Source organism: Streptomyces formicae (genome assembly GCF_002556545.1).
In the GTDB taxonomy this organism is placed as follows: Bacteria; Actinomycetota; Actinomycetes; order Streptomycetales; family Streptomycetaceae; genus Streptomyces; species Streptomyces formicae_A.
This window is the reverse complement of record NZ_CP022685.1, coordinates 2,088,167-2,111,613: the sequence shown is the minus strand read 5'-3', so window position 1 is coordinate 2,111,613 and position 23,447 is coordinate 2,088,167. Positions and strand designations below refer to the sequence as shown.

The window sequence follows — 23,447 nt, the reverse complement described above, 5'->3', positions numbered from 1 at the left end:
ACCTGCCACTTCTCGGGACCGGTCCAGCGCTTGCGCGGCTGCCACTGACGATCATTCATTTATCCACCCCCCTTCGTCACGGAAATGACCGCACGGAACCACGCGCAGGGGTGTTGGCTTGTGGGTCCGTCGCTCCGACGGGGGATGCGGAGCGCGTACGAAGTATGTCACGGGGGGCCCGGCAACCGGCACCGGAACTACATGATTGATCTGAGGTTTTCTTGAGGTTTGCCAGGTCAGGAAGGTCCTCAACGGGCCTTGAGGGGTGGGGAGTTGGTGAGAACGGGCCCGGAAACGGCTGCTCGCTCGAGTTGCTCGGCGCTCCGGAGCGGATTCCGCTCGGCGGACCATGGCAGGTTCGACCCAGTGGTCCACGGAGGGTGCCGCTCAGCACTCGACGGAAGCTTCCGCTCAGTGGTCGGCGGCCGAGCCGCTGTCGCGGGACTCCCATTCGGGCAGCGTCACGACGTCCTTGAGCATCCCGCGCACCCCCAGGAACTGGGAGAGATGCTCCCGGTGCTCCTCGCACGCGAGCCACGTCTTGCGGCGCTCCGGGGTGTGGATCTTGGGGTTGTTCCAGGCGAGCACCCAGACCGCGGCGACGCGGCAGCCCTTGGCGGAACAGATGGGGGTTTCGTCACTCACAGTCGCGTCCAAGTGCTTCGCAGTCGTGGTCAACTGCCCATGGAACAAGGCGACGCCGAGCAGCCACGGGGGGAGCTGCCCGGCGTCGGTCTGTCGCTCCGACGGGGGATGCGGAGCGCGTACGAAGTATGTCATGGAGGGCCCGGCAACTGGCACCGGAACTACATGATTGATCTGAGGTTTTCTTGAGCTTGGCGGAACGTCGACGGTCAGTTCTGATCACGCGATGAGCCGCGCCGCTGGTCGTGGGCGGGCCCCAGGGGATCTTCCGGGACGGATTCCGCGGCGGCCGCGGGAGCGGGCGGCGCGAGCATTGGCCGAGAAGGAGCGGGTACGAACGTCGAAGGAAGCGCGGGATTGCTCTCGCGACCGGCGTTGGCGATCACCACGGAGATGTACGGGAGGAGAACTCCGAGTACCAGAGCGACGAGGGCGACATGCCGCTCGACGTTCCACAGCGTCGCCGCCGCGACGACCGACAGGGTCCTGATCGACATCGAGATCACGTACCGCCGCTGCCTGCCGCGGACGTCCTCGGCGAGCCCCTGCCTGGCTCCCGTGATCCGGAAGACCTCGGCGCCGCTCCGCTTCCGCATCACGTTCCACCACCTGCCCGTTCCGCCGAGCTCTCCCCGGCCCGGACCGCGTTCCACGTTACGCCGGGGCTCCGTCGCCTACGAGACCGGGGGACGCCCCACCTCGGTGTACTTCCTGCGCCTCGCCACGTATGGCGGTGCCCGACATGCGCCGTACGGGGGACGGACAGACACTTGCGTTACTGCTCATGTCGAGCCGTACGAGGAGGCAGTGATGGGCTGGTTGTGGGCGATCATCGTGGGATTCGTGCTGGGGCTGATCGCCAAGGCGATCCTGCCCGGCAAGCAGCACAGTCCGCTCTGGCTGACCACCGTGTTCGGCATCATCGGCGCGGTCGTGGGCAACTGGCTCGCGACGAAGTTCGGCATCAACGAGACCCGGGGCATCGACTGGGGCCGGCACGCGTTGCAGCTGGTCGCGGCGGTCGTCGTGGTCGGTGTCGGTGACGCGGCGTACAAGATGATCAAGGGCAACAGACAGACGACCTGAACCACGCGGACGGCGAGGGCCCGACCCCCTGGTGAAGGGGGCCGGGCCCTCGCCGTCGTACGCAGGCCCTCGCCGTCGTACGGAACGCTCCGGACGTCAGCCCGCGGTGACCTCGACCGCGGCCAGGTTCTTCTTGCCGCGGCGCAGGACGAGCCAGCGGCCGTGCAGCAGCTCGTCCCTGCCGGGGACGGCGTCCTCGGCGGCGACCTTGACGTTGTTCACGTAGGCACCGCCCTCCTTCACCGTGCGCCGGGCGGCGGACTTGCTCGCCACCAGGCCGACCTCGGCGAGCAGGTCCACGACCTGGCCGAGCTCGGCGACCTGGACGCGCGGCAGCTCCGAGAGCGCCGCGCTCAGCGTGGCCTCGTCGAGATCGGTGAGGTCGCCCTGCCCGAAGAGGGCCTTGGACGCGGCGATCACCGCGGCGCACTGGTCGGCGCCGTGCACCAGCGTCGTCAGCTCCTCGGCGAGCGCGCGCTGCGCGGCCCGCGCCTGCGGACGCTCCTCGGTCTGCTTCTCGATCTCCTCCAGCTCCTCGCGGGACTTGAAGGAGAGGATCCGCAGGTAGGTCGAGATGTCCCGGTCGTCCACGTTCAGCCAGAACTGGTAGAACGCGTACGGCGTGGTCAGCTCGGGGTCGAGCCAGACGGCGCCGCCCTCGGTCTTGCCGAACTTGGTGCCGTCCGCCTTGACCATCAGCGGCGTGCCCATGGCGTGCACCGTGGCGTCCGGCTCCAGGCGGTGGATCAGGTCGATGCCCGCCGTGAGGTTGCCCCACTGGTCGCTGCCGCCGGTCTGCAGCGTGCAGCCGTACCGCCGGTAGAGCTCAAGGAAGTCCATGCCCTGGAGGAGCTGGTAGCTGAACTCCGTGTAGGAGATGCCCTCCTGGGACTCCAGGCGGCGGGCGACCGACTCCTTGGTGAGCATCTTGTTCACCCGGAAGTGCTTGCCGATGTCGCGCAGGAACTCGATGGCGGAGAGGCCCGCCGTCCAGTCCAGGTTGTTGACCATGGTCGCGGCGTTCTCGCCCTCGAAGGACAGGAACGGCTCGATCTGGGTGCGCAGCCTGCCCACCCAGTTCGCGATCGTCTCGGGGTCGTTCAGGGTGCGCTCGGCGGTCGGTCGGGGGTCACCGATCTGCCCCGTCGCGCCGCCGACCAGGGCCAGCGGACGGTGCCCCGCCTGCTGGAGCCGGCGGATGGTGAGGACCTGCACGAGGTGTCCCACGTGCAGGCTCGCCGCGGTCGGGTCGAAGCCGCAATAGAACGTGACGGGACCGTCCGCGAGCGCCTTGCGCAGTGCGTCTTCATCGGTGGACAGGGCGAAGAGCCCCCGCCACTTCAGCTCGTCGACGATGTCCGTCACGGGTCTCGCGTCTCCTTGGGTGTGCTTAATGGGTGCACTGACGTGCACGGTCCGAGGTTATACGCCCTGGCTGACCGAACTCATATTGAAATCCGGGACGCGCAGCGCGGGCATCGCGGCCCGGGTGAAGTAGTCGCCCCATTCGCGCGGCAGCGTCTTCTCCGTGCGGCCCGCCTCGGTGGCCCGGCCGAGCAGCCCGACCGGCGACTCGTTGAACCGGAAGTTGTTCACCTCGCCCACCACCTCGCCGTTCTCCACGAGGTAGACGCCGTCCCTGGTCAGCCCTGTGAGCAGCAGCGTCGCCGGGTCGACCTCGCGGATGTACCAGAGGCAGGTCAGCAGGAGACCGCGCTCCGTGGCCGCGACCATCTCGTCCAGGGAGCGGTCGCCGCCCCCGTCGAGGATGAGGTTGTCGATGGCGGGGGCCACCGGCAGGCCGGTCAGCGCCGCGCTGTGCCTGCTGGTGGCGAGGTGGGCCAGCTCACCCTCGCGGATCCAGTCGGTGGGACCGACCGGCAGTCCGTTGTCGAAGACCGAGGAGTCCCCGCCCGAGGAGTGCGCGAGCACGAAGGGCGCCGACTCCAGGCCCGGCTCGTGCGGGTCGCTGCGCATGGTCAGCGGCAGCTCGGCGAGCCGGTCGCCAAGACGCGTGGCACCGCCCGGCTTGGAGAAGACCGTGCGGCCCTCGGCGGCGTCCCGGGCCGATGAGGACCACATCTGGTAGATCAGCAGGTCCGCGACGGCCGTGGAGGGCAGTAGCGTCTCGTACCGCCCCGCGGGCAGGTCGACGCGCCGCCGCGCCCAGTCCAGGCGCTGCGCGAGCTCCAGGTCGAGCGCCGCGGGGTCGACGTCCTTGAAGTCCCGCGTCGCCCGCCCCGCCCACGCCGACTTGGTGCGGTCCGGCGACTTGGCGTTGAGTTCGAGGGTGCCGTTGGGCTGGTCGTGCCGCAGGCGCAGGCCCGTCGACGTACCGAGGTAGCTCGACACCATCTCGTGGTTCGCGAAGCCGTAGAGCTCGCGGCCGCCCGCGCGGGCCCTGGCGAACGCCTCGCCGAGCGCGGGCGCGAAGTCCGCGAAGACGGCGGACGTGGTCTCCGCGGGGGCTTCCGTGAAGTCCGGGGACGCGGGGGTGCCGGTCACCAGGGGCTGCGCGTCCTCGGCGGGCCCGGCGCCCCGCGCGGCCTCCTCGGCGGCCCGCACCAGCGGCTCCAGGTCGTCGGCGGTCACGGCCGCGCGCGTCACGACGCCAGACGCGGTGCCCTCCTTGCCGTCGACGGTCGCGATGACGGTCAGGGTGCGGCCCCGGGTGACGCCGTTGGTGGTCAGGGCGTTGCCCGCCCAGCGCAGGTTCGCCGTGGACTCCTCGTCGGCGATCACCACGCAGCCATCTGCGGTGGACAGTTCGAGTGCGCGCTCGACGATCTCGTGCGGCTTGGTGGCGCTGCGGCTCATCGACCGGCCTCCTGCGTGGTGTTCAGAATGTTCACGCCCCGGAACAGGGCGGACGGGCAGCCGTGCGAGACCGCGGCGATCTGGCCCGGCTGGGCCTTCCCGCAGTTGAAGGCGCCCCCGAGCACATAGGTCCCCGGGCCGCCGACCGAGGTCATCGAACCCCAGAAGTCGGTGGTGCTCGCCTGGTAGGCGACATCGCGCAGCTGCCCGGCGAGCCGACCGTTCTCGATCTTGTAGAAGCGCTGGCCGGTGAACTGGAAGTTGTAGCGCTGCATGTCGATGGACCACGACCGGTCGCCCACGACATAGATCCCGCGGTCCACGCCAGCGATCAGGTCCTCCGTGGAGAGCCCGCCCGGGTCCGGCCGCAGCGAGACGTTCGCCATGCGCTGCACGGGCACGTGGCCGGGGGAGTCGGCGTACGCGCAGCCGTTGGACCGCTCGAAGCCGGTGAGCTTCGCGATGCGCCGGTCCAGCTGGTAGCCGACGAGCGTGCCGTCCTTGACCAGGTCCCAGGACTGGGCGGCCACGCCCTCGTCGTCGTACCCGATGGTGGCGAGCCCGTGCTCGGCCGTCCTGTCGCCGGTCACGTTCATGATCGACGAGCCGTACGCGAGCTTGCCGAGCTGGTCGAAGGTGGCGAATGAGGTCCCCGCGTACGCCGCCTCGTAGCCGAGCGCGCGGTCCAGCTCGGTGGCGTGGCCGATGGACTCGTGGATGGTCAGCCAGAGGTTCGACGGGTCGACGACCAGGTCGTACGAGCCCGCCCGCACGCTCGGCGCCCGCATCTTCTCGGCCAACTGCTCCGGGATCTGGGCCAGTTCGCCCTCCCAGTCCCAGCCGGTCCCCGTCAGGTACTCCCAACCGCGGCCGACCGGCGGCGCGATCGTGCGCATCGAGTCGAACTCGCCGCTCGACTCGTCGACGGCCACCGCGGTCAGCTGCGGGTGCAGCCGCACCCGCTGCTGCCTGGTCACCGTCCCCGCCGTATCCGCGTAGAACTTGTTCTCGTGCACGGTGAGCAGCGAGGCGTCGACGTGCGCGACCCCGTCGGCCGCGAGCAGCCGCGCGCTCCAGTCGGCGAGCAGCCCCGCCTTCTCCTCGTCCGGCACGGAGAAGGGATCGATCTCGTACGACGAGATCCACGTCTTGTCCGCGTGCACCGGCTCGGCCGCGAGCTCCACCCGCTCGTCGGACCCCGCGGCCTTGATGACCTGCGCGGACAGCTTCGCCATCGCCACGGCCTGCGAGGCGACCCGGGCCGCCGCGTCCATCGTCAGATCCACACCGGAGGCGAACCCCCAGGTGCCGCCGTGCACGACGCGGACCGCGTAGCCCAGGTCCGTGGTGTCGGAGGTGCCCGACGGCTTGGCGTCGCGCAGCCGCCAGGCCGCGCTGCGCACCCGCTCCAGGCGGAAGTCCGCGTGGTCGGCGCCGAGCGCACGCGCGCGGGCGAGCGCGGCGTCGGCGAGAGCCCGCAGCGGCAGCGCCGTGAAGGCTTCATCGAGGGTATGAGGCACGGATGTCTCCCTGCAGTCGGCACCGGGTCAGGTCCGATCATGTCGCGCCCGGCGGCCCGGCGGCCAGACCTTTCTGTAGGGATCCGACAGGGAGTCCCCTCAGCCACTGTCGGTCGCCGATTCTCCGTATCGCGGAAGGTACCGATAGGTTTTCGAGGTACCTGACCGCTATCGAAAGGGTGATCCGTTGAGCCGCTCGGTTCTCGTCACCGGAGGAAACCGGGGCATCGGCCTCGCCATCGCCCGCGCCTTTGCCGAAGCCGGCGACAAGGTCGCGATCACCTGCCGTTCCGGCGAGCCGCCGCAGCAGCTCGCCGAGCTCGGCGTCCTCGCCGTCAAGTGCGACATCACCGACGCCGAGCAGGTGGAGACGGCCTACAAGGAGATCGAGGAGAAGCACGGTCCCGTCGAGGTGCTCGTGGCCAACGCGGGCATCACCAAGGACCAGCTCCTGATGCGCATGACCGAGGAGGACTTCACGTCCGTCCTCGAGACCAACCTCACCGGCACCTTCCGGGTCGTCAAGCGCGCCAACCGCGGCATGCTGCGCGCCAGGAAGGGCCGCGTCGTCCTGATCTCCTCCGTCGTCGGACTGCTCGGCTCCGCGGGACAGGCGAACTACGCCGCCTCCAAGGCGGGTCTGGTCGGCTTCGCGCGCTCGCTCGCCCGCGAGCTCGGGTCGCGCAACCTCACCTTCAACGTCGTCGCGCCCGGTTTTGTCGACACCGACATGACCCAGGCGCTCACGGAGGAGCAGCGCAAGGGCATCGTCGCCCAGGTGCCGCTCGGCCGCTACGCGCAGCCGGACGAGATCGCCGCGGCGGTCAAGTTCCTGGCGTCGGACGACGCTTCGTACATCACTGGTGCCGTCATCCCCGTTGACGGCGGATTGGGCATGGGTCACTGATCACCATGAGCGGAATTCTCGACGGCAAGCGCATCCTCGTCACCGGCGTGCTGACGGAGGCGTCCATCGCCTTCCACGCGGCCAAGGTCGCGCAGGAGCAGGGCGCCGAGGTCATCCTGACCGCCTTCCCGCGGCCCACGCTCACCGAGCGCATCGCCAAGAAGCTCCCCGAGCCCGCCAAGGTCATCGAGCTCGACGTGACCAACCAGGAGCACCTCGACCGCCTCGCGGGCGTCGTCAAGGACGAGCTCGGCGGCCTCGACGGCATCGTGCACTCCATCGGATTCGCTCCGCAGGGCGCCTTCAACTTCCTGGAGGCGAGCTTCGAGGACGTCTCGACGGCGATGCACGTCTCGGCGTTCTCCCTGAAGTCGCTCACCATGGCCTGCCGCCCGCTGTTCGAGGACGGCGCCTCGGTCGTCGGCCTCACCTTCGACGCGCAGTACGCCTGGCCCAAGTACGACTGGATGGGCCCGGCCAAGGCCGCCCTCGAGGCCACCAGCCGCTACCTCGCCCGCGATCTGGGCAAGGAGAACGTCCGCTGCAACCTGATCTCCGCGGGCCCCCTCGGCTCCATGGCGGCCAAGTCCATCCCGGGCTTCGGTGAGCTCGCGGACGTCTGGAACACCCGCTCCCCGCTGAACTGGGACATGGCCGACCCGGAGCCCGCGGGCCGCGGCATCGTCGCGCTGCTCTCGGACTTCTTCCCGAAGACCACGGGCGAGATCATCCACGTCGACGGCGGCGTCCACATGATGGGTGCCTGACCAGGCACGTCGTACGCACGTGACGCCCCGTCCCCCGCAGCGTGCGGGAGGCGGGGCGTCGCCCGTTCGGCCCCCTTGCCGGGCGCCGCGGGGCGGTGCCGCGCACTCTGAAGTGTGCGTCTGTCACCTGTCGCGGTGCTCGCCGCCCTCTCCCTCGCGGTCGTCGCGCCGAGCGGCGTTCCCGAGCGGCCCTCCCACGCGCGCGTGCGGGCACCGGAGCCCCGCCCGTTCGGCTCGGAGTGCCGCACCAGCGTCGCGGGCTCGCGGGTGGTCGCGGACTGCCACAACCCCTACCCCGAGACCGACCGGGTGCGCCTCCACGTGGAGTGCGACCGGTGGTGGGACATCGACCTCGACAGCGCGCCCGTCGACGCGGGGCCCGCGCAGAGCGTGCGGCTGACCGGCCGGTGCTGGAAAGAGGTCCGCGCGGTGTGGGTCAGCCACCGGAAGTGACCGGGGCGGCCGCCCTACCGGTAGCGCGTATCAGCCGGTGACCGGGCGGCACAGGAACGGATAGCCCGCGGCCTCGGTCTCCGCCGCCTCCGCGTCCTGCGCGCGGATCGCCTCGACGAGCCGGGTGTGGTCCATGTGCGTCTCGGGGGTCAGCTCCGTGCCGATGTCCTCGCGCAGCCAGTCGCGCAGGACCTCGCCGAGGTCCGCGTAGAGCGCCGTCATCACGTCGTTGTGGGAGGCCGCCACCACGGCCATGTGGAACGTCGCGTCGGCCGTCACGAAGGCTTCCGTGTCCCCCGAGGCCCAGACCTCCTCGCGCCGGGCGAGGAGGGCGTCGAGCTGCTTGAGGTCGCGCTCCGTGCGCCGCTGGGCGGCCAGCTTCGCCGCGCTCGACTCCAGCGTGCTGCGCAGCTCCGCGATGTGCCGGGGCTCGGCGTCGGCGAACCTGCGCTGCATGACGCCCGCCAGCTCGCTGGTCGCCACGACGTAGGTGCCCGAGCCCTGCCGGATGTCGAGCAGCCCGTTGTGCGCGAGGGCGCGCACGGCCTCCCTGACCGTGTTCCTCGCCACTCCCAGCTGCTCGACGAGCTCGGGTTCGGTGGGGATGCGGGAGCCGACCGGCCATTCGCCCGACGAGATCTGGTTGCGCAGCTCGGAGATGACCTGTTCGGAGAGTGCCGAACGGCGAGGGGTGGTCAGCGGCATGACGTTCCTTCGTGCGTGGCCGGGGGCGTGTGGCGCGGCGGACGGCTCGGGTGGCGGGCCGTGTGACGTGAACGGACTGGACAGCCAATCATCCCATGATTCTATGATGGCTCCATGGCTAGTGAGGAAACCGAGACGATGACACCGACAGACACACCCCCCATACGGACCGGCGCCACGGAGAAACAAGCCCCCACGCGCGCGTGGGGCACGCGGCTCGTCATCGTCGGCATCGTCCTCGCCGCCATGAACCTGCGCCCCGCGATCACCAGCCTCGGCGCCCTCCTCGAAGAGGTGCGCGACGGCCTCGGCATGAGCGGCACCCTCGCGGGCCTGCTCACCTCCGTACCGCCGCTCTGCTTCGCGTTCTTCGGTGTGATGGCTCCGAGGCTCGCCCGGCGCTTCGGCCCGAGCGCGGTGGTCTGCGTCGGCATGGCGGCCATCGCCACCGGCCTGGTGATCAGGCCCTTCATCGGCGGCACCGCGGGCTTCCTGGCCGCCACCGCCCTCGCCCTCATGGGCATCGCGGTCAGCAACGTCCTGATGCCGGTGATCGTCAAGCGCTGGTTCCCCGACCGGGTCGGCTCGATGACCGGCCTGTACTCGATGGCGCTCGCGCTCGGCACGTCCCTGGCGGCGGCCGTCACCGTGCCCATGACCGACGCCCTCGGAGGCCGCTGGCAGACCGGCCTCGCCGTCTGGGCGGTCCTCGCCGCCGTCGCCGTCCTGCCGTGGATCCCGCTCGTCCGCGACCGGGGCGCCGCCGCCGCGGCCGCTCCGGAGCACATCAGCAAGACCGTCCAGCGCGAGGACGCCGAGCTGCGCATCACCCACAGCCGTACGGCCTGGGCGCTGGCCGTCTTCTTCGGGCTCCAGGCCACCGCCGCGTACATCACGATGGGCTGGATGCCGCAGATCTTCCGCGACGCGGGCGTGCCCGCGGGTGAGGCGGGCGTGCTGCTCGCCGTCACCATGGCGATGGGCGTCCCGCTGGCCTTCGTCATCCCCCGGGTCGCCACGCGCCTGCCCAATCAGGGCCCGGTCGTGGTCGTCCTCGGCGCGTGCGGCCTCGCCGGATACGCGGGCCTCTACCTCGCGCCCGCCGGTGGCGCCTGGGCGTGGGCCCTGCTGCTCGGCATCTCCAACTGTTCCTTCCCGCTCGCCCTCACCATGGTCGGGATGCGCGCCAAGAGCAGCGTGGGCGTGGCGAAGCTGTCCGCCTTCGCGCAGAGCACCGGCTATCTGATCTCGATCCCGGGCCCGCTCCTGATCGGCGTGCTCAACCAGCACAGCGGCGGCTGGAGCCTCCCGATCGCGCTCATGGCGGGCCTGATGGTGCCGCAGATCGTGGTCGGCACCCTGGCGGGCCGCAACCGCACCGTCGAGGACGAGGTCGAGGCGAAGGCCGCCGCGGCGGCGCGCGTCGCCGCCTGAGGGGCCCACCCCACCGGAGGGGGTTCGGGCAAAGGGTGCGAGACTGGCCGTATGCCCGTCCTCGACCCGAACCCCCAGAACGGCCAGAAGAAGTTCCTCATCGTGCTCGGCGCGATGCTGGCCATCACCGTGATCATCGGCATCGTCGCGTCCGTCGCCTCACCGTGAACCGGCCCCCGACGGGCGGATGGTGGGGTTAGCACCACCATCCCCTAGGGGGCCAGTCTCAGGGTCAAGTGGGTGGATCACCGGATGGGCTGAGGGTCGCCGATCGCCTAACTTCGAGCTGTGCCCGCGACGACGCGGCACGGACGATCTCGAAGACCACGGAGGCGGCATGTCGGCCCGTTCGCACACCCGGCGCGACCCGGCGGAGACCGGCAGCGTCGAGGTCCAGCTTCCCTGGTGGGCGGTCGCCCTCCCCGCCCTCGCCTTCGCCGCCCTGCTCCTGCTGATCCTGAACCCGGCGGACGCGCACGCCGCGAGCAGCGAGCCGATGGTCACCCAGCTGCTCGAGCGCATACAGGAGACGGTCCTGCGGCTGACGCCCTGACCCCCGGCCGACCGGTGCTGTCACCCGTCCCGCCACCCGTCTCGTCACCCGTGCCGGGCCACCGCTCCAACTCCCTGCGCCCCGTGGCGCGTTTCATGCGAAGCTGGACAGCATGAGCGTCGCAGAACCCCGCAGGATTGTCCTTTTCCGGCATGCGAAGGCCGACTGGCCGCAGGTCTCCGACCACGAGAGGCCCCTCGCCGAGCGAGGCCGCAGGGACGCCCCCGTCGCCGGACGCAAGCTGGCCGACAGCGGCATCCCCTTCGACCTGGCCCTGTGCTCGACTGCCGCCCGCACCCGCGAGACGTGGAAGCTGGCCGTCCAGGAGCTGCCGCAGCGGCCGAAGACCGTCTACGAAGACCGGTTGTACGAGGCGTCTCCCGGCGAGCTGATCGCCGTGCTCAACGAGACCCCGGACGACGTGCAGAACGTCGTCCTGATCGGCCACAACCCGGGAGTGCAGGGACTGACCGACGTCCTCTCCGGGGACTCCGAGGGCGATGCGAGGACCCGGCTGAACCGCCGCGGCTTCCCGACCGCCACCTTCGCCGTCCTGACGTACTCCGGTTCGTGGAAGGCACTTGAGCCCGGCGTGGCCACGCTCGTCGACTACTGGGCCCCCTCCGAGTAGCTCTCTCACCTCCGCATCCGACGACGGGGCCCGGCACCGCGATGGTGCCGGGCCCCGTCGACGTACGAGAGGCGCGGTGGCGTCAGTCGGCGTGCGTGTCCGCCGCCTCGACCTCTTCGCGCGTGATGCCGAGGAGATAGAGGACGGTGTCGAGGAAGGGGACGTTGACGGCGGTGTGCGCGGCCTCGCGGACCACCGGCTTGGCGTTGAAGGCGACCCCGAGACCGGCCGCGTTCAGCATGTCGAGGTCGTTCGCGCCGTCGCCGATCGCGACGGTCTGCTCCAGCGGGACGGCCGCCTCCGTGGCGAAGCGGCGAAGGAGACGCGCCTTGCCCGCCCGGTCGACGATCTCGCCGGTCACCTTGCCGGTGAGCTTGCCGTCGACGATCTCCAGGGTGTTGGCCTGGGCGAAGTCGAGGCCGAGACGTTCCTTCAGGTCATCGGTGACCTGGGTGAACCCGCCCGAGACGACGCCCACTTGGTAGCCCAGGCGCTTGAGCGTACGAATCAGGGTGCGGGCGCCAGGCGTGAGCCGGACCTCGGAGCGGACCTTCTCGACGACCGAGGCGTCCAGGCCCGCGAGGAGCTCCACGCGCGCGTGCAGCGACTGCTCGAAGTCCAGCTCGCCGCGCATCGCGGCGGCCGTCACCTCGGCGACCTCGGCCTCGCATCCGGCGTGCGCCGCGAAGAGCTCGATGACCTCGTCCTGGATGAGCGTCGAGTCGACGTCCATCACGACCAGGCGCTGGGCGCGGCGGTGCAGGCCCGCCGCGACGACCGCGACGTCCACGCCGAGCCGCGCCGCTTCCAGGGCGAGGGCGGTGCGCAGGGGCTCCGTCTCCGTGCCGGACACCGCGAACTCCACGGCGGTGACCGGGTACTTGGCGAGACGGAAGATGCGGTCGATGTTGCCGCCGGTCGCCGTGATGCGGGCGGCGATCGCGGCCGTCGACTCCGAGGTCAGCGGGTGGCCGAGGACGGTCACCAGCGAACGCCCGAGCCCGCGGGGCCGGTTGTCGCCGATGCCGGAGATGATCTCGGCCTGCATCTTCATGGATTCCGCCCAGCTGTGGACGGTGGAACGCAGGTCACCCTCCAGGCCGGCGGGCGGCTCGGTCACGAGCGCGCACAGCACGATGCGGCCGCGGGTGACGACCTGCTCGATGTCGACGACGTCGACGGAGTAGGCGGCGAGGGTGTCGAAGAGGCCGGCGGTGATGCCGGGGCGGTCCTTGCCGAAGATCTTGACGAGGAGCGTCGGGACGTCGGCAGACTGAGGGGGCTGCGAAGCACTCATGGTGATCCCTACGGTATCCGCCCGCCTCTCCTGGGCGTCCGGGCGGTCCGCGTGCCGGACAGGTTGTCGCTTCGCGTTGCCGCTTCTGTCTTCTTGCGTCGTTGTTCTGTTGTTTCGCGTCCGCCGCTCTAGCGGGGCCCGCGTGGCTTCCCCGGGGGAGGCGGGCCCTGCTCCGGTGGCGGTGGGGGAGGGGGCGGCGGGGGAGGCCAGTCCGTCGAGCGGGAGCGCGGTCGCGGGGGCGGTACGACGGGGCCCACCACGGTCGGCGCTCCCGAGACGTCCCGGGGCGGCCGCCCGGAGGAGTCGCCCGGCGGGGGAGCGCCGCCCGCGCGCGGCGGCGGCTTGAGATAGGGGTTCGTGTCGGGGTTCGGCGGCCGGTGCGGAGCGCCGGGCTGATACGGCCCGGTCCCGGCCGGCGCCGCGGCCCCGTACGCCGACCCGGCCCGCGCCTCGTGCCCCGTCCGCGCCTCGTGCCCGGTCAGCGCCAGCGGCGCCACGCTGCCGCCCGCCGCCCCCGACGCCACCGCGAGCAACGCTCCCGCGACCCCGGCGCCGAACCCCCACGCCGCCCCGAGCAGCACCGCGGGCCCCAGCCGCCCGTGCAGTTCGATCCCCGCGCCGAACGCGTCGACGCCGAACACGGACAGCGAGGCGTCGGCAGAGACCCCGGTCAGCCACACGAGGAGCGGAAGCCCGAGCGCCGTCACGATCCCGAGCCGCACACCGCACCGCCCCGCGAACCCCACCGCGCCCACCGCCCCACGCACCCAAGGAGTCCGCACGGCGGTGAGCACCCCCGCGAACAGCATCATCAGGGCCGCCGCCACTCCCAGGAGCCAGACCCGGCCGTCGAGTTCGGCGAGCCTGCCGAGCGTGACCGCCTTGTCGGAAGGGCCGGTCAGCAGGTCGTCCACCGGATCCGGCAGGAACTGGGTGAGCGCCCCCGTCGCCCTGCCGTCCCACGGCACGAAGAGCCCGACGGGAACCCCGAGCCAGACGCCGTTGGGCGCCCCGAGCAGCGCGGCACCGGCGATGCGCTTGGGGTGGTCGTCGCCCACCATCGCGTACGCGGCCGCGGCGAGGCCCGCGACGACCGCCACCACGACCACCGCGACCAGCGCGGAGACCGCGGGCCGCACGACCCGGTGGAGCGCGTCGAGCCCGCGCGGCAGCGGAGCGCGGCGCGAGGCGAGCAGCGCGATGAGCAGCACCCCGGCCACCCAGACCGCACCGCCGAGCAGCGTCGGCGCGGTGTCCACCGTGAACCCGACCGCGGCCTTGGCCTTCGCGAGGTCGCCGAGCCTGTCGGGCAGCAGGCCGCCGATCCCGCCGGGCAGTTTGTCGCCGATGCCGCCCGGCAGTTCGTCGAGTCCCTTGTCGATCCCCTTGTCGATGCCGAGCTTCTCGCCGTCGATCGTGATGATGTCGTGTCCCGCCCAGGCGAGCCCCGCGAGCATCGCGAGGAAGAGGGCGATCACCGCGCCCAGGCGCGCGGCGAGCTCGCCGCGCGAGATGACCGATCCGGCGCCGCGCAGGGAGCGTAAGAAGAAGAGGGCGAGCAGGAGCGCGCCCACGAGACCCACGCCGAGTGGCGCGATGTCGATCGCCGTGGCCGCTTCCGCGCCCTTGAGGCCGAACGCGGAGACGTCGCCGGACGGCGTGACCGAGCCTCCCGCGCCGAGCGCCACCGTCGCCGCCGTCATCGGTCCGAGCGAGCCCACGTCGTCCGCGCCGAGCAGATGCAGCCCGAGCGCGGCCGTCCCCGCCATGCCGACCAGGGCCCAGCTGACCGCGGCGATCGCCGAGAGCAGCACGTCACCCCAGCGCACGCCCCGGCTTTCACGTCGGTACTCGTCGGTCTGCATCAGGACCCCCCGAACCGCAGTGCGTCGCCCCACATGCACGTAATGGCGCCAATGCGCATGATCCGTATGCACTGATGGGCGCTTACTACTCTCCGGGGCGATATCTTCCTCGTCAACGGGACGGCCGTAGAGGCCCGTACGCAGTCTTCACAAGGCCCGACTTTCGGTCAGAGCCCTCCGCCTGAAATAGTTCCTCCCGATGTTCGACATCCCTAGACTCCCCATCGATGGGGGCTAGCTCGGGGGACAACTCAGTGGGGCATGGAGTGCCGGAACTCGTACTGGAATTGAATGGAAGGACCTGGACGCTCGACCCGTCCAGGCCATACACCCTCGGACGTGATCCGCAGGGAGATATCTCGCTCGACGACGCCAGGGTGTCCTGGCGTCACGCCACGATCAGCTGGAGCGGTCGCAGTTGGGTCATTGAGGACCACGGCAGCACCAACGGCACCTTCGTGCAGGGCCAGCGGATCCACCAGATGGAAATCGGCCCTGGTTCGGCCGTGCACCTCGGCAACGCGACCGACGGTCCGCGGGTGAACGTGTCCGGCAGCGCGCAGGGCGCCGCCGCGGCCGCCGTCTCGGCACCGCAGCAGCAGGCACCCCAGCAGCAGGCCGCGCACCAGCAGGCTCCGCACGCGCAGGCACCTCATGCGCAGGCCCCGCACCAGCAGGCCCCGCAGCCGCAGGCCCCTCATCAGGCACAGCAGCCGCCGCAGCAGCAGAGCTGGCAGCAACAGCAACAACAGCAGCACCAGGCGCCGCAGCAGCAAGGCTGGCAGCAGCAGCCGCACGTGCCCCCGCAGCAGGGCGGCCCGTCGCAGCCGTACGCGCAGCAGGCTCCGGGTTCCGGCGGTGCCGCGGGGGCCCCGCCGGTCTACGGCGACCGCAGCCCGACGACGTTCCACCAGCTGGCACTCGGCCGCAAGATGCGCATCGGCCGTGCCCTGGAGAACGAGCTCGTCGTCTCCGACCTCCAGGTCTCGCGCCACCACGCCGAGTTCACCGCGACGCCCGACGGCCGCTTCGAGCTCCACGACCTCGGGTCGCACAACGGCACGTACGTCAACGGCCAGCCGATCGCGAAGTCCTCGACCGCCCTGATCGGCCCGAACGACATCGTCGGCGTCGGCCACTCGACCTTCCGCATCGTCGGCGGACAGCTCGAGGAGTTCGTCGACACCGGTGACGTCTCCTTCTCGGCCCGCCACCTCACGGTCACGGTCGACGGCGGCAAGCAGATCCTCAAGGACGTCTCCTTCGGCGTCCCCGAGAAGTCGCTCATCGCGGTCATCGGCCCCTCCGGTTCCGGCAAGTCCACCCTGCTCAAGGCGCTCACCGGCTACCGGCCCGCCAACCAGGGCGACGTCCTCTACGACAACAGGAACCTCTACAAGCAGTTCGCCGAGCTGCGCCAGCGCATCGGTCTGGTCCCGCAGGACGACATCCTGCACAAGGAGCTGACCGTCAAGAAGGCCCTCAAGTACGCGGCCAAGCTGCGCTTCCCCGCGGACACCACGGAGGCCGAGCGCGAGTCCCGCATCGACGAGGTCCTGCGCGAGCTCAAGCTGGACATCCACAAGGAGAAGAAGGTCACCTCCCTCTCCGGTGGCCAGCGCAAGCGCGTCTCGGTGGCCCTGGAGCTCCTGACCAAGCCGTCGCTGATCTTCCTCGACGAGCCGACCTCCGGCCTCGACCCGGGCATGGACCGCGACGTCATGCAGCTCCTGCGCGGCCTCGCCGACGACGGCCGCACCGTCCTGGTCGTCACGCACTCGGTCGCCGAGCTGGCGATCTGCGACAAGCTCCTGGTGATGGCGCCCGGCGGTTCGGTGGCGTACTTCGGCCCGCCGGAGGAAGCCCTCAACTTCTTCGGCTACAGCACCTGGGCCGATGTCTTCTCCGCCTTCGAGAACTACCGCGACTACGACTGGGCGGGCCGCTGGAAGGGCTCGCAGCACTACCAGATGTACGCCGCGGATATCGACGCCGTCGCCGCGCAGTCGGTGCAGATGCCGCCGCCGCAAGCGGTCCGGCCGCCGAAGCCGCAAGGCTGGGGTTCGCAGCTGTGGACCCTGATCCGCCGCTACGTCTCGGTGATCGCCTCCGACCGGGGCTTCCTGGGCCTGATGGTGATCCTGCCCGCGGTCCTCGGCATCGTCAGCGTCGTGATCCCCGCCGACTTCGGCCTCGGCCCGCCGAAGCCCCCGGCCAAGTTCAACGGGGACGCGGGCACGATCATGCTGATCCTCGCGGTCGGCATGTGCTTCTCCGGCGCGGCCAACTCCGTCCGTGAGCTGATCAAGGAACGGGTCATCTACGAACGGGAACGGGCCACCGGCCTCTCCCGCTCGGCGTACCTGATGTCCAAGGTCATCGTCCTCGGCCTGATCACGGCCTTCCAGGGCGTCATCATCTGCGGCATCGGCTTCGCCCCGCGCGAGCTGCCGGAGGAGGGGCTGATCATGCCCCCCGCCGTGGAGATCTGCCTGGTCATCATCGCGCTCGGCTTCACGTCGATGATGTTCGGCCTGGTCATCTCCTCGCTGGTGAAGACTTCCGAGAAGACCATGCCGCTCCTGGTGATGTTCGCGATCGTCCAGGTCGTGTTCACCGGCGTCCTCTTCCAGATCTACGGCTCGCCGGGTCTCGAGCAGTTCGCCTGGCTGATGCCGTCCCGCTGGGCCATCGCGGGCGCGGGCGCCACGCTCGACCTCGCGCACCTGATGCCGCCGTGGGACCCGAAGAAGCCGAACGACCTGGACCCGCTCTGGGAGCACTCGGTCGGCCAGTGGGGCCTCAACATCACGGTCCTCCTGCTGCTCGGCGTCGCCTGCGGCTTCGCGGTCGCCCGTCTGCTGCGGCGCCACGAGCCCGAGGTCATGCGCAAGTAACCGGCCGGGACACACCGGACACACGAAGAAGGGCGGCACCCCGCACGGGGTGCCGCCCTTCGGCGTCGTTCGCTGAGCCTCGCTGAAGAGGTCCCCTGTTCAGGGGCTCAGTAGGCGCCGTTCACGTTGTCCATCGAGCCGTACTTGTCGGCCGCGTAGTTGGCCGCGGCGGTGATGTTGGCGACCGGGTCGTAGATGTTCGTCGACGTGCCCTCGACGTGGTACGCGTTGAACGTCGGCTGGATGACCTGGAGCAGGCCGATCGACGGGGTGCCGTTCTGGGCGTTGACGTCCCAGCCGTTCATGGCGTTCGGGTTGCCCGTCGACTCGCGCATGATGTTGCGGTGCAGGCCCTCGTAGGAACCGGGGATGCCCTTGGCCTTCATGATGTCCAGGGACTGGCGGATCCAGCCGTCGAGGTTGTTGGCGTAGACGGGCTTGCGGGCGGCGGCGCGGCTGGCGGCCTCCTTGACCTTGCGCTCGTCCTCGGCCTTCTTCTTCGCGGCGGCCTCGTCGGCGGCCTTCTTGGCCTCGTCGGCCTTCTTCTTGTCCGCGGCGGCCTTCGCGGCGGCGTCCTTGGCCTGCTTGTCGGCGTTGGACTGCTGCTTGGTGACGCTGGCGTGGACCGTCTGCTGCGCGCTCGTCGACGCGGCGAAGGCCACGGGGGAGACGTCGGCGGCCTGGGCCCCGGCCTCGGAGCTGCCCGGCACGAGGGAGAACGCGAGGGCGGCGGCGCCGAGCGTGGCGACACCGGCGATCGAGAACTTCTGGGCCTTGGTCACGGTGGAGCGACTATGACCAGGGGTGGTGTGCTGGGACATGCGAGTGGGACCTCTTCGAATAGGGGAGGTCGCTCTGGTCCGGCGGGGACGACTGCTTCCGGCACAAACGCCGCGGTGCGAGACCGCGGCGCCGAGCGACGGGAGCAATTCTTAGCGGCAGCAAAATTCTGTGGCAAAGACGTGACGTACGATCCCGGGTAGTGGATCAGGGGGTGCGCCGATGCCGGGGACACCCTCGCACCCCCCACGTATTAAGGGATTCCTTATCCACTAGGGACCTTCGTACGTGATGTGCGTCCTATGCGCGGGCTCACATCGACCGCGTAACAGTCTCACCAGGAGTTGCCTCAGCAACGCTCACAGTGAGGAGCGTCCTCCCGGAGGATGAGGTGCGCGTCGCCGAACTCGTGCCAAAGGTAGAGACGGCGTACCGCCTCCGCGTAGCCACGGTCGACCGCCGCGCGCCCCGCGACCGCCTCCAGCATCAGCAGATGTGAGGCCGCCGGCTCGTGCAGCCCCGTGAGCAGCCCGTCCACCACGCGCACCCCGCGCTCCGGTGTCACCAGGAGATCGGTGCGGCCCGCCGCCGCGCGGACCACGCCGTCGGAGCCCGCCGCGGACTCCACGGCCCGCACGGCCGTCGTCCCGACCGCCACGACCCGGCCCCCGCCCGCCTTCGCCGCGTTGATCAGCCGTGCCGAAGGCAGCGGCACCTCGAAGAGCTCCGGGTAGGGCGGCTCGTGCGCCTCCTGCGACGCGACGCCGGTGTGCAGCGTGACGGGCGCGAACTGCACGCCCCTGCTCACCAGCTCCGCCACGAGTGCGGCCGTGAAGGGCCGCCCCGCGCTCGGCATCTCCGCGCTGCCCGCGCCGTCCGGCGACGGCAGCGCGAAGACGGTCTGGTGCGCGGAGAGCGGCTGGTCCCTGTCCGTATAGGAGTACCGGATGGGCCGCCCGTGCCGCCGCAGCAGCCCGGGCACGTCCGCCGACACCCGCACCCACCACAGCCGCCCGCTCCCCTCCGCGAGCCGCTCCTCACAGACAAGGGGTACGTCCCCGGGCAGTCGCACCACCGCACCGGCCGGACCACCCGCACGCGCGCGTGTCGTGCCCTTCCCGTCCGGATCACGCAGCTCCACCGCCCAGCGGCCGCCCTCGCCCCGCGTGGAGAAGTGCACCACCACGCGCGCGTGCCCGAGCCGCCCGTCGACGGCGGCGGGCAGGGTGCGCGACGTATTGACGACGAGCAGGTCCCCGGCGCGCAGCAGCGTGGGCAGCTCGGCGAACGCGTGATGGCTCACCGCGGTGCCGCGCGACACGAGCAGCCGCACCGCGTCCCTGCCGAGCCCGGGCCCCCGTTGCTCGGCGGGCACCCGGGCGAGCAGCGCGGCGGGCACGTGCCGCGCGGCACCGAGCATGCTCATCGGGCACCCGCGAGCAGGGCGGGAGCCGTGTAGCGCCCGCTGGCGGGACGCCGGGTGATGACGTCGAGGAAGGCGGGCACCACCTCCTCAGGGAGCGGCCGCCCGGAAGGATCGTCGGCGGGCACCGCCGCCCGGTACAGATCCGTCCGCATGTCCCCGGGGTCGAAGGACCACACCCGGATCCCCGGCTCCTCCACCCCGAGCACCGCCGAGAGGTGGTCCAGAGCGGCCTTGGACGCGCCGTACCCGCCCCACGTCTCGTACGCGTCGACGGCCGCGTCCGAGCTGACGTTCAGCACCGCGCCCCCGGACGCCCGCAGCAGCGGCAGCGCCTCCTGGACCAGGCCGAGCGCCGCCACCACGTTCGTCTCCAGGGCGGCCCGCAGCCCGTCGAGCGGGAGCCCCGCCAGGCGCACGAGCGGCTCGGCGCCCAGCGCGCTCGCGTTGTTCACCAGCAGGTCCAGGCCGCCCAGGCGGCGCGCGGCGGCCACCAGCGCGGCACGGTGCCCCGCGTCCTGGACGTCCCCGGCGAGCGCCTCCACGCGCGCGCCGTCCCTCGCACGCTCCCCTACATACGTCGCGGACTCCTGGAGCACCCCGGAGGTTCTGGCGTCGAGCACCAGATTCCAGCCGCTCTCCGCGAGCGCCGCGCCGAGCGCGCGCCCGAGCCCCTTGGAAGCCCCCGTAATGATCGCCACCGGCATGACATCGTCCCCTCGGTTCGTCCGGCCTTCACCGTAGGAACGGGCGCCCTCCTCACACCTCGTACGCGGGCCGTAACTCCCCGGGGCCCTTCGGACTAGGCCGGGCCCATGGGCCTAGTCCCCGGGCCCTAGGCGGGGGCCACCACAGGTCCGATACGCACCGTCACACCCCGCCGGTACGGTGAGGCCATGAGCCAAGGACCCCGATCAGGGCTGACCGCGGTGAGCTCCGCGCTGCTGGCCATGAGCAGGCAGCTGGAGGTGCGCGACGTCCTCAAGACGATCGTCGCCTCGGCCCGCGAGCTGCTCGACGCCGAGTACGCCGCCCTGGGGGTCCCCGACGACCACGGAGGGTTCGCCCAGTTCGTCGTCGACGGCGTGAGCGACGAGCAGTGGAAGGCGATCGGGCCGCTGCCCCGCCAGCACGGCATCCTCGCCGCGATGCTCCGCAAGGCGGAGCCCGAGCGCCTGGCCGACGTGCGCCAGGACCCGCGCTTCGAGGGCTGGCCCGCCGCGCACCCGGACATGTCCGACTTCCTCGGCCTGCCGATCCGCTACGGGGACGAGACCCTCGGCGCGCTCTTCCTCGCCAACAAGAAGTGCGTCAAGCCGCAGGGCGGCTGCGGCTTCACCGCGGACGACGAGGACCTGCTCTCCATCCTCGCCCAGCACGCGGCGATCGCCCTCACCAACGCCCGCCTCTACGAGCGCAGCCGCGAGCTGACCATCGCCGAGGAGCGCTCGCGCCTCGCCCACGAACTGCACGACGCCGTCAGCCAGAAGCTCTTCTCGCTGCGCCTGACGGCCCAGGCAGCGGCCGCCCTGGTGGACCGCGACCCGTCGCGGGCCAAGGGCGAACTGCAGCAGGTCGCGACCCTCGCGGCCGAGGCGGCGGACGAACTGCGCGCGGCCGTCGTGGAGTTGCGCCCCGCGGCCCTCGACGAGGACGGCCTGGTGGCCACGTTGCGTACGCACACCCAGGTGCTGCACCGCGCGCACTCCGCCCGGGTCACCTTCGAGAGCAACGGCGTACGGGCCCTGCCCGCCTCACAAGAGGAAGCCATGCTCCGGGTCGCCCAGGAGGCCCTGCACAACGCGCTGCGCCACTCGGCGGCCGGGCACGTGGCGGTGGTCCTGGAGAAGCGCGGCGCCGGAGCCGTCCTGCGCGTCATCGACGACGGCAGCGGCTTCGACCCGACCGCCATACGGCGCGCGGGGCGTCACTTGGGCCTGGTCTCCATGCGGGACAGGGCCGACGGGGTCGGCGGACGGCTGACCGTGGAATCGGAGCCCGGCAAGGGTACGACGATCGAGATGGAGGTCCCCGGTGGCTGACACTGCGCAGAACTCGAAGACCGGAATCCGGGTACTGCTGGTCGACGACCACCAGGTGGTCCGCCGCGGTCTGCGTACGTTCCTGGAGATCCAGGAGGACATCGAGGTCGTCGGCGAGGCGTCGGACGGCGCCGAAGGCGTGGCACGGGCCGAGGAGTTGAAGCCGGACGTCGTCCTGATGGACGTCAAGATGCCGGTCATGGACGGCGTCGAGGCGCTGCGCAAGCTCCGCGAACTGGCCAACCCCGCGCGCGTCCTCATCGTCACCAGCTTCACCGAGCAGCGCACGGTCGTCCCCGCCCTGCGCGCGGGCGCCGCGGGCTACGTCTACAAGGACGTCGACCCGGACGCCCTCGCAGGCGCCATCCGCTCGGTGCACGCGGGGCACGTGCTGCTCCAGCCCGAGGTGGCGGGCGCGCTGCTCACCCAGGAGGAGGCCAACGGCTCCCAGGGCAGGGGCGGTTCGCTCACCGAGCGCGAGCGCGAGGTCCTCGGGCTGATCGCCGACGGCCGCTCGAACCGCGAGATCGCCCGCGCCCTCGTCCTCTCCGAGAAGACCGTCAAGACCCACGTCTCGAACATCCTGATGAAACTGGACCTCGCCGACCGGACGCAGGCCGCGCTCTGGGCAGTTCGGCACGGAGTGACGGGCTGACGGGGCGGCTCCGGCGCACACGGAGCGGAGTCAGCGCGGACCGTCGCCTTCCGGTCTGAGATTCATACCGTCGTGTGAGTATTCCGCACACGGCGCATCCTGCGGCCCGCCCGACCGTTCTCCAGTGCGTGCCGCGACGGCTGGTCGCGGCGATCGCAAGGAGGGTCAAGAAGTGAAGAACCTGAAGAAGGCCGCGGCCGTCACGCTCGTAGCGGGTGGCCTCGTCGCCGCCGGTGCCGGTATGGCGTCCGCCACGAGCGGCGGCGCCCACGCGAACGGCGAGGCCGTCAAGTCGCCCGGCGTCGGCTCCGGCAACCTGGTTCAGGCCCCGGTGCACGTTCCCGTGAACGCGGTCGGCAACACCGTGTCCGTCATCGGCGCCCTCAACCCGGCCTTCGCGAACGACGGCGTCAACAGCTGACGCACGTCCCAGCGGCGACCACCGGCCCCCCGGAGCACGTCCCCGGGGGGCCGGTCCCGCGTGGTGGAGGGTCCTCGCGGGCGGCGCCCAACGCCTCACGCGCCCTCAAGTTCCGCTGTTCGCACGCTGATTGATCCGAACGAGGGCATCGCCCCGGCGCCCCGTGTCATCCGGACGGCCCAGGCGTTTCCCAGCGTGCGACCCCACGGCTGGGGTCGCGCACGACATTTTCCGCAGGAGGAACACTTCCCATGAACATCGCCAAGAAGGCCGCCCTGGCCGTCGCCGTCGCCGGCATCGCCGCGGGCGGCTCCGCCGGTGCCGCGTTCGCCGACGCGGACGCCAACGGCGCGGCCACCCAGTCCCCGGGCGTCGGCTCCGGCAACCACGCCGAGGTCCCGGTGCACGTCCCCGTCAACGTGACCGGCGACAGCGTCAACGTGATCGGTGTGCTCAACCCGGCCTTCGGCAACCACGCGGTCAACGACTGACGCACCGCCCCCCCCGGCACACGAGGCCCCGCGGACCGCACCCGGTCCCGGGGCCTTC

At 71.2% G+C, this 23,447-nt stretch carries 24 protein-coding genes; 13 read left to right on the top strand and 11 right to left on the bottom strand.

Features of this window, described 5'->3' with window-relative positions:
• Window positions 1–411 precede the first annotated feature (411 nt).
• Together KY5_RS08710 and KY5_RS08705 are read right to left on the bottom strand one after the other, a co-directional pair.
• On the bottom strand, window positions 412–645 hold the full coding sequence (locus KY5_RS08710) for a hypothetical protein (protein WP_098247130.1): 234 nt from the start codon (window positions 643–645) through the stop codon (window positions 412–414).
• A 209-nt stretch (window positions 646–854) separates the two neighbouring features.
• A complete protein-coding gene (locus KY5_RS08705; protein ID WP_098241681.1) occupies window positions 855–1,241 on the bottom strand; it encodes a DUF3099 domain-containing protein in 387 nt (128 codons plus the stop codon).
• Between the two features lie 214 nt (window positions 1,242–1,455).
• On the opposite strand from KY5_RS08705, the gene KY5_RS08700 reads away from it, so the two are divergent.
• A complete protein-coding gene (locus tag KY5_RS08700) occupies window positions 1,456–1,731 on the top strand; it encodes a GlsB/YeaQ/YmgE family stress response membrane protein (RefSeq protein WP_098241680.1) in 276 nt (91 codons plus the stop codon).
• Between the two features lie 96 nt (window positions 1,732–1,827).
• Here the strand turns inward: KY5_RS08700 and tyrS are convergent, their stop codons facing one another.
• Genes tyrS through KY5_RS08685 form a run of 3 tightly spaced genes read right to left on the bottom strand, consistent with a single transcriptional unit; the run spans window position 1,828 to window position 6,068 of the window.
• The gene (gene tyrS / locus KY5_RS08695; protein WP_098241679.1) at window positions 1,828–3,096 is read right to left on the bottom strand and encodes a tyrosine--tRNA ligase; all 1,269 of its coding nucleotides are present in this window, start codon (window positions 3,094–3,096) and stop codon (window positions 1,828–1,830) included.
• A 57-nt stretch (window positions 3,097–3,153) separates the two neighbouring features.
• Window positions 3,154–4,548 (bottom strand): metallopeptidase TldD-related protein, encoded by a 1,395-nt coding sequence (locus KY5_RS08690; RefSeq protein WP_098241678.1) that lies wholly within the window; start codon window positions 4,546–4,548, stop codon window positions 3,154–3,156.
• Window positions 4,545–6,068, bottom strand: coding sequence for a TldD/PmbA family protein (locus KY5_RS08685; RefSeq protein ID WP_098241677.1), 1,524 nt, complete (start codon window positions 6,066–6,068; stop codon window positions 4,545–4,547). The genes KY5_RS08690 and KY5_RS08685 overlap by 4 nt, the downstream gene beginning before the upstream one ends.
• 187 nt (window positions 6,069–6,255) lie before the next feature.
• Here KY5_RS08685 and fabG point away from each other — a divergent pair, with 187 nt between their 5' ends.
• From fabG to KY5_RS08670, 3 genes are all read left to right on the top strand, one after another.
• Window positions 6,256–6,975, top strand: coding sequence for a 3-oxoacyl-[acyl-carrier-protein] reductase (fabG, locus tag KY5_RS08680; RefSeq protein WP_055548577.1), 720 nt, complete (start codon window positions 6,256–6,258; stop codon window positions 6,973–6,975).
• 5 nt (window positions 6,976–6,980) lie between these two features.
• Window positions 6,981–7,742 (top strand): enoyl-ACP reductase FabI, encoded by a 762-nt coding sequence (gene fabI, locus KY5_RS08675; protein WP_098241676.1) that lies wholly within the window; start codon window positions 6,981–6,983, stop codon window positions 7,740–7,742.
• A 114-nt stretch (window positions 7,743–7,856) separates the two neighbouring features.
• The gene (locus KY5_RS08670; protein ID WP_098241675.1) at window positions 7,857–8,195 is read left to right on the top strand and encodes a hypothetical protein; all 339 of its coding nucleotides are present in this window, start codon (window positions 7,857–7,859) and stop codon (window positions 8,193–8,195) included.
• A gap of 30 nt (window positions 8,196–8,225) precedes the next feature.
• Here KY5_RS08670 and KY5_RS08665 read toward each other — a convergent pair whose 3' ends face one another.
• Window positions 8,226–8,900, bottom strand: a complete 675-nt coding sequence (locus KY5_RS08665) for a FadR/GntR family transcriptional regulator (protein ID WP_098241674.1) — start codon at window positions 8,898–8,900, stop codon at window positions 8,226–8,228.
• Between the two features lie 114 nt (window positions 8,901–9,014).
• Between KY5_RS08665 and KY5_RS08660 the strand changes: the two genes are divergently transcribed.
• The 4 genes from KY5_RS08660 to KY5_RS08645 all read left to right on the top strand — a co-directional run bounded on the left by KY5_RS08660 (window position 9,015) and on the right by KY5_RS08645 (window position 11,518).
• Window positions 9,015–10,334 carry a CynX/NimT family MFS transporter gene (locus KY5_RS08660; protein ID WP_199842986.1) on the top strand — a complete coding sequence of 440 codons (1,320 nt, stop codon included), beginning with the start codon at window positions 9,015–9,017 and terminating at the stop codon, window positions 10,332–10,334.
• A 51-nt stretch (window positions 10,335–10,385) separates the two neighbouring features.
• Complete coding sequence (locus KY5_RS42925; protein ID WP_098241672.1) at window positions 10,386–10,502, top strand: SGM_5486 family transporter-associated protein; 117 nt, start codon at window positions 10,386–10,388, stop codon at window positions 10,500–10,502.
• Window positions 10,503–10,671: 169 nt separating this feature from the next.
• Window positions 10,672–10,887, top strand: coding sequence for a hypothetical protein (locus KY5_RS08650; RefSeq protein ID WP_098241671.1), 216 nt, complete (start codon window positions 10,672–10,674; stop codon window positions 10,885–10,887).
• A 112-nt stretch (window positions 10,888–10,999) separates the two neighbouring features.
• Entirely contained in the window at window positions 11,000–11,518 is a 519-nt protein-coding gene (locus tag KY5_RS08645; RefSeq protein ID WP_098241670.1) for a SixA phosphatase family protein, read from the top strand.
• Between the two features lie 82 nt (window positions 11,519–11,600).
• On the opposite strand, the gene serB is transcribed toward KY5_RS08645, so the two are convergent.
• Window positions 11,601–12,815, bottom strand: coding sequence for a phosphoserine phosphatase SerB (serB, locus tag KY5_RS08640; protein WP_098241669.1), 1,215 nt, complete (start codon window positions 12,813–12,815; stop codon window positions 11,601–11,603).
• A gap of 128 nt (window positions 12,816–12,943) precedes the next feature.
• Entirely contained in the window at window positions 12,944–14,680 is a 1,737-nt protein-coding gene (locus KY5_RS08635; RefSeq protein WP_098241668.1) for a streptophobe family protein, read from the bottom strand.
• Between the two features lie 266 nt (window positions 14,681–14,946).
• On the opposite strand from KY5_RS08635, the gene KY5_RS08630 reads away from it, so the two are divergent.
• The gene (locus tag KY5_RS08630; protein WP_098241667.1) at window positions 14,947–17,577 is read left to right on the top strand and encodes an FHA domain-containing protein; all 2,631 of its coding nucleotides are present in this window, start codon (window positions 14,947–14,949) and stop codon (window positions 17,575–17,577) included.
• 107 nt (window positions 17,578–17,684) lie between these two features.
• Here KY5_RS08630 and KY5_RS08625 read toward each other — a convergent pair whose 3' ends face one another.
• From KY5_RS08625 to KY5_RS08615, 3 genes are all read right to left on the bottom strand, one after another.
• Window positions 17,685–18,398, bottom strand: a complete 714-nt coding sequence (locus tag KY5_RS08625; RefSeq protein ID WP_098241666.1) for a transglycosylase SLT domain-containing protein — start codon at window positions 18,396–18,398, stop codon at window positions 17,685–17,687.
• A gap of 308 nt (window positions 18,399–18,706) precedes the next feature.
• Window positions 18,707–19,783, bottom strand: coding sequence for an S-adenosylmethionine:tRNA ribosyltransferase-isomerase (locus tag KY5_RS08620; protein ID WP_234362656.1), 1,077 nt, complete (start codon window positions 19,781–19,783; stop codon window positions 18,707–18,709).
• A complete protein-coding gene (locus KY5_RS08615; protein ID WP_098241664.1) occupies window positions 19,780–20,487 on the bottom strand; it encodes an SDR family NAD(P)-dependent oxidoreductase in 708 nt (235 codons plus the stop codon). The genes KY5_RS08620 and KY5_RS08615 overlap by 4 nt, the downstream gene beginning before the upstream one ends.
• A 189-nt stretch (window positions 20,488–20,676) precedes the next feature.
• Between KY5_RS08615 and KY5_RS08610 the strand changes: the two genes are divergently transcribed.
• The 4 genes from KY5_RS08610 to KY5_RS08595 all read left to right on the top strand — a co-directional run bounded on the left by KY5_RS08610 (window position 20,677) and on the right by KY5_RS08595 (window position 23,389).
• Window positions 20,677–21,822: a GAF domain-containing sensor histidine kinase gene (locus tag KY5_RS08610; protein ID WP_098241663.1), complete on the top strand. Its 1,146-nt coding sequence runs from the start codon at window positions 20,677–20,679 to the stop codon at window positions 21,820–21,822.
• Window positions 21,815–22,477 carry a response regulator gene (locus KY5_RS08605; protein ID WP_234362655.1) on the top strand — a complete coding sequence of 221 codons (663 nt, stop codon included), beginning with the start codon at window positions 21,815–21,817 and terminating at the stop codon, window positions 22,475–22,477. Before KY5_RS08610 ends, KY5_RS08605 begins: the two co-directional genes overlap by 8 nt.
• A 172-nt stretch (window positions 22,478–22,649) precedes the next feature.
• Window positions 22,650–22,898 (top strand): chaplin, encoded by a 249-nt coding sequence (locus tag KY5_RS08600; protein WP_055544717.1) that lies wholly within the window; start codon window positions 22,650–22,652, stop codon window positions 22,896–22,898.
• 251 nt (window positions 22,899–23,149) lie between these two features.
• Window positions 23,150–23,389 carry a chaplin gene (locus KY5_RS08595; protein ID WP_098241662.1) on the top strand — a complete coding sequence of 80 codons (240 nt, stop codon included), beginning with the start codon at window positions 23,150–23,152 and terminating at the stop codon, window positions 23,387–23,389.
• The last annotated feature ends 58 nt before the right edge of the window (window positions 23,390–23,447 follow it).

Excerpts from the sequence above, each read along its gene's own strand:
- fabI (WP_098241676.1), top strand. The coding sequence starts at position 6,981 with ATGAGCGGAATTCTCGACGGCAAGCGCATCCTCGTCACCGGCGTGCTG.
- KY5_RS08650 (WP_098241671.1), top strand. The coding sequence starts at position 10,672 with ATGTCGGCCCGTTCGCACACCCGGCGCGACCCGGCGGAGACCGGCAGC.
- serB (WP_098241669.1), bottom strand. The coding sequence starts at position 12,815 with ATGAGTGCTTCGCAGCCCCCTCAGTCTGCCGACGTCCCGACGCTCCTC.
- KY5_RS08625 (WP_098241666.1), bottom strand. The coding sequence starts at position 18,398 with ATGTCCCAGCACACCACCCCTGGTCATAGTCGCTCCACCGTGACCAAG.
- KY5_RS08635 (WP_098241668.1), bottom strand. The coding sequence starts at position 14,680 with ATGCAGACCGACGAGTACCGACGTGAAAGCCGGGGCGTGCGCTGGGGT.
- KY5_RS08705 (WP_098241681.1), bottom strand. The coding sequence starts at position 1,241 with ATGCGGAAGCGGAGCGGCGCCGAGGTCTTCCGGATCACGGGAGCCAGG.
- KY5_RS08595 (WP_098241662.1), top strand. The coding sequence starts at position 23,150 with ATGAACATCGCCAAGAAGGCCGCCCTGGCCGTCGCCGTCGCCGGCATC.
- KY5_RS08690 (WP_098241678.1), bottom strand. The coding sequence starts at position 4,548 with ATGAGCCGCAGCGCCACCAAGCCGCACGAGATCGTCGAGCGCGCACTC.
- KY5_RS08620 (WP_234362656.1), bottom strand. The coding sequence starts at position 19,783 with ATGAGCATGCTCGGTGCCGCGCGGCACGTGCCCGCCGCGCTGCTCGCC.
- KY5_RS08615 (WP_098241664.1), bottom strand. The coding sequence starts at position 20,487 with ATGCCGGTGGCGATCATTACGGGGGCTTCCAAGGGGCTCGGGCGCGCG.
- KY5_RS42925 (WP_098241672.1), top strand. The coding sequence starts at position 10,386 with ATGCCCGTCCTCGACCCGAACCCCCAGAACGGCCAGAAGAAGTTCCTC.
- KY5_RS08610 (WP_098241663.1), top strand. The coding sequence starts at position 20,677 with ATGAGCCAAGGACCCCGATCAGGGCTGACCGCGGTGAGCTCCGCGCTG.
- KY5_RS08660 (WP_199842986.1), top strand. The coding sequence starts at position 9,015 with ATGGCTAGTGAGGAAACCGAGACGATGACACCGACAGACACACCCCCC.
- KY5_RS08645 (WP_098241670.1), top strand. The coding sequence starts at position 11,000 with ATGAGCGTCGCAGAACCCCGCAGGATTGTCCTTTTCCGGCATGCGAAG.
- KY5_RS08665 (WP_098241674.1), bottom strand. The coding sequence starts at position 8,900 with ATGCCGCTGACCACCCCTCGCCGTTCGGCACTCTCCGAACAGGTCATC.
- KY5_RS08700 (WP_098241680.1), top strand. The coding sequence starts at position 1,456 with ATGGGCTGGTTGTGGGCGATCATCGTGGGATTCGTGCTGGGGCTGATC.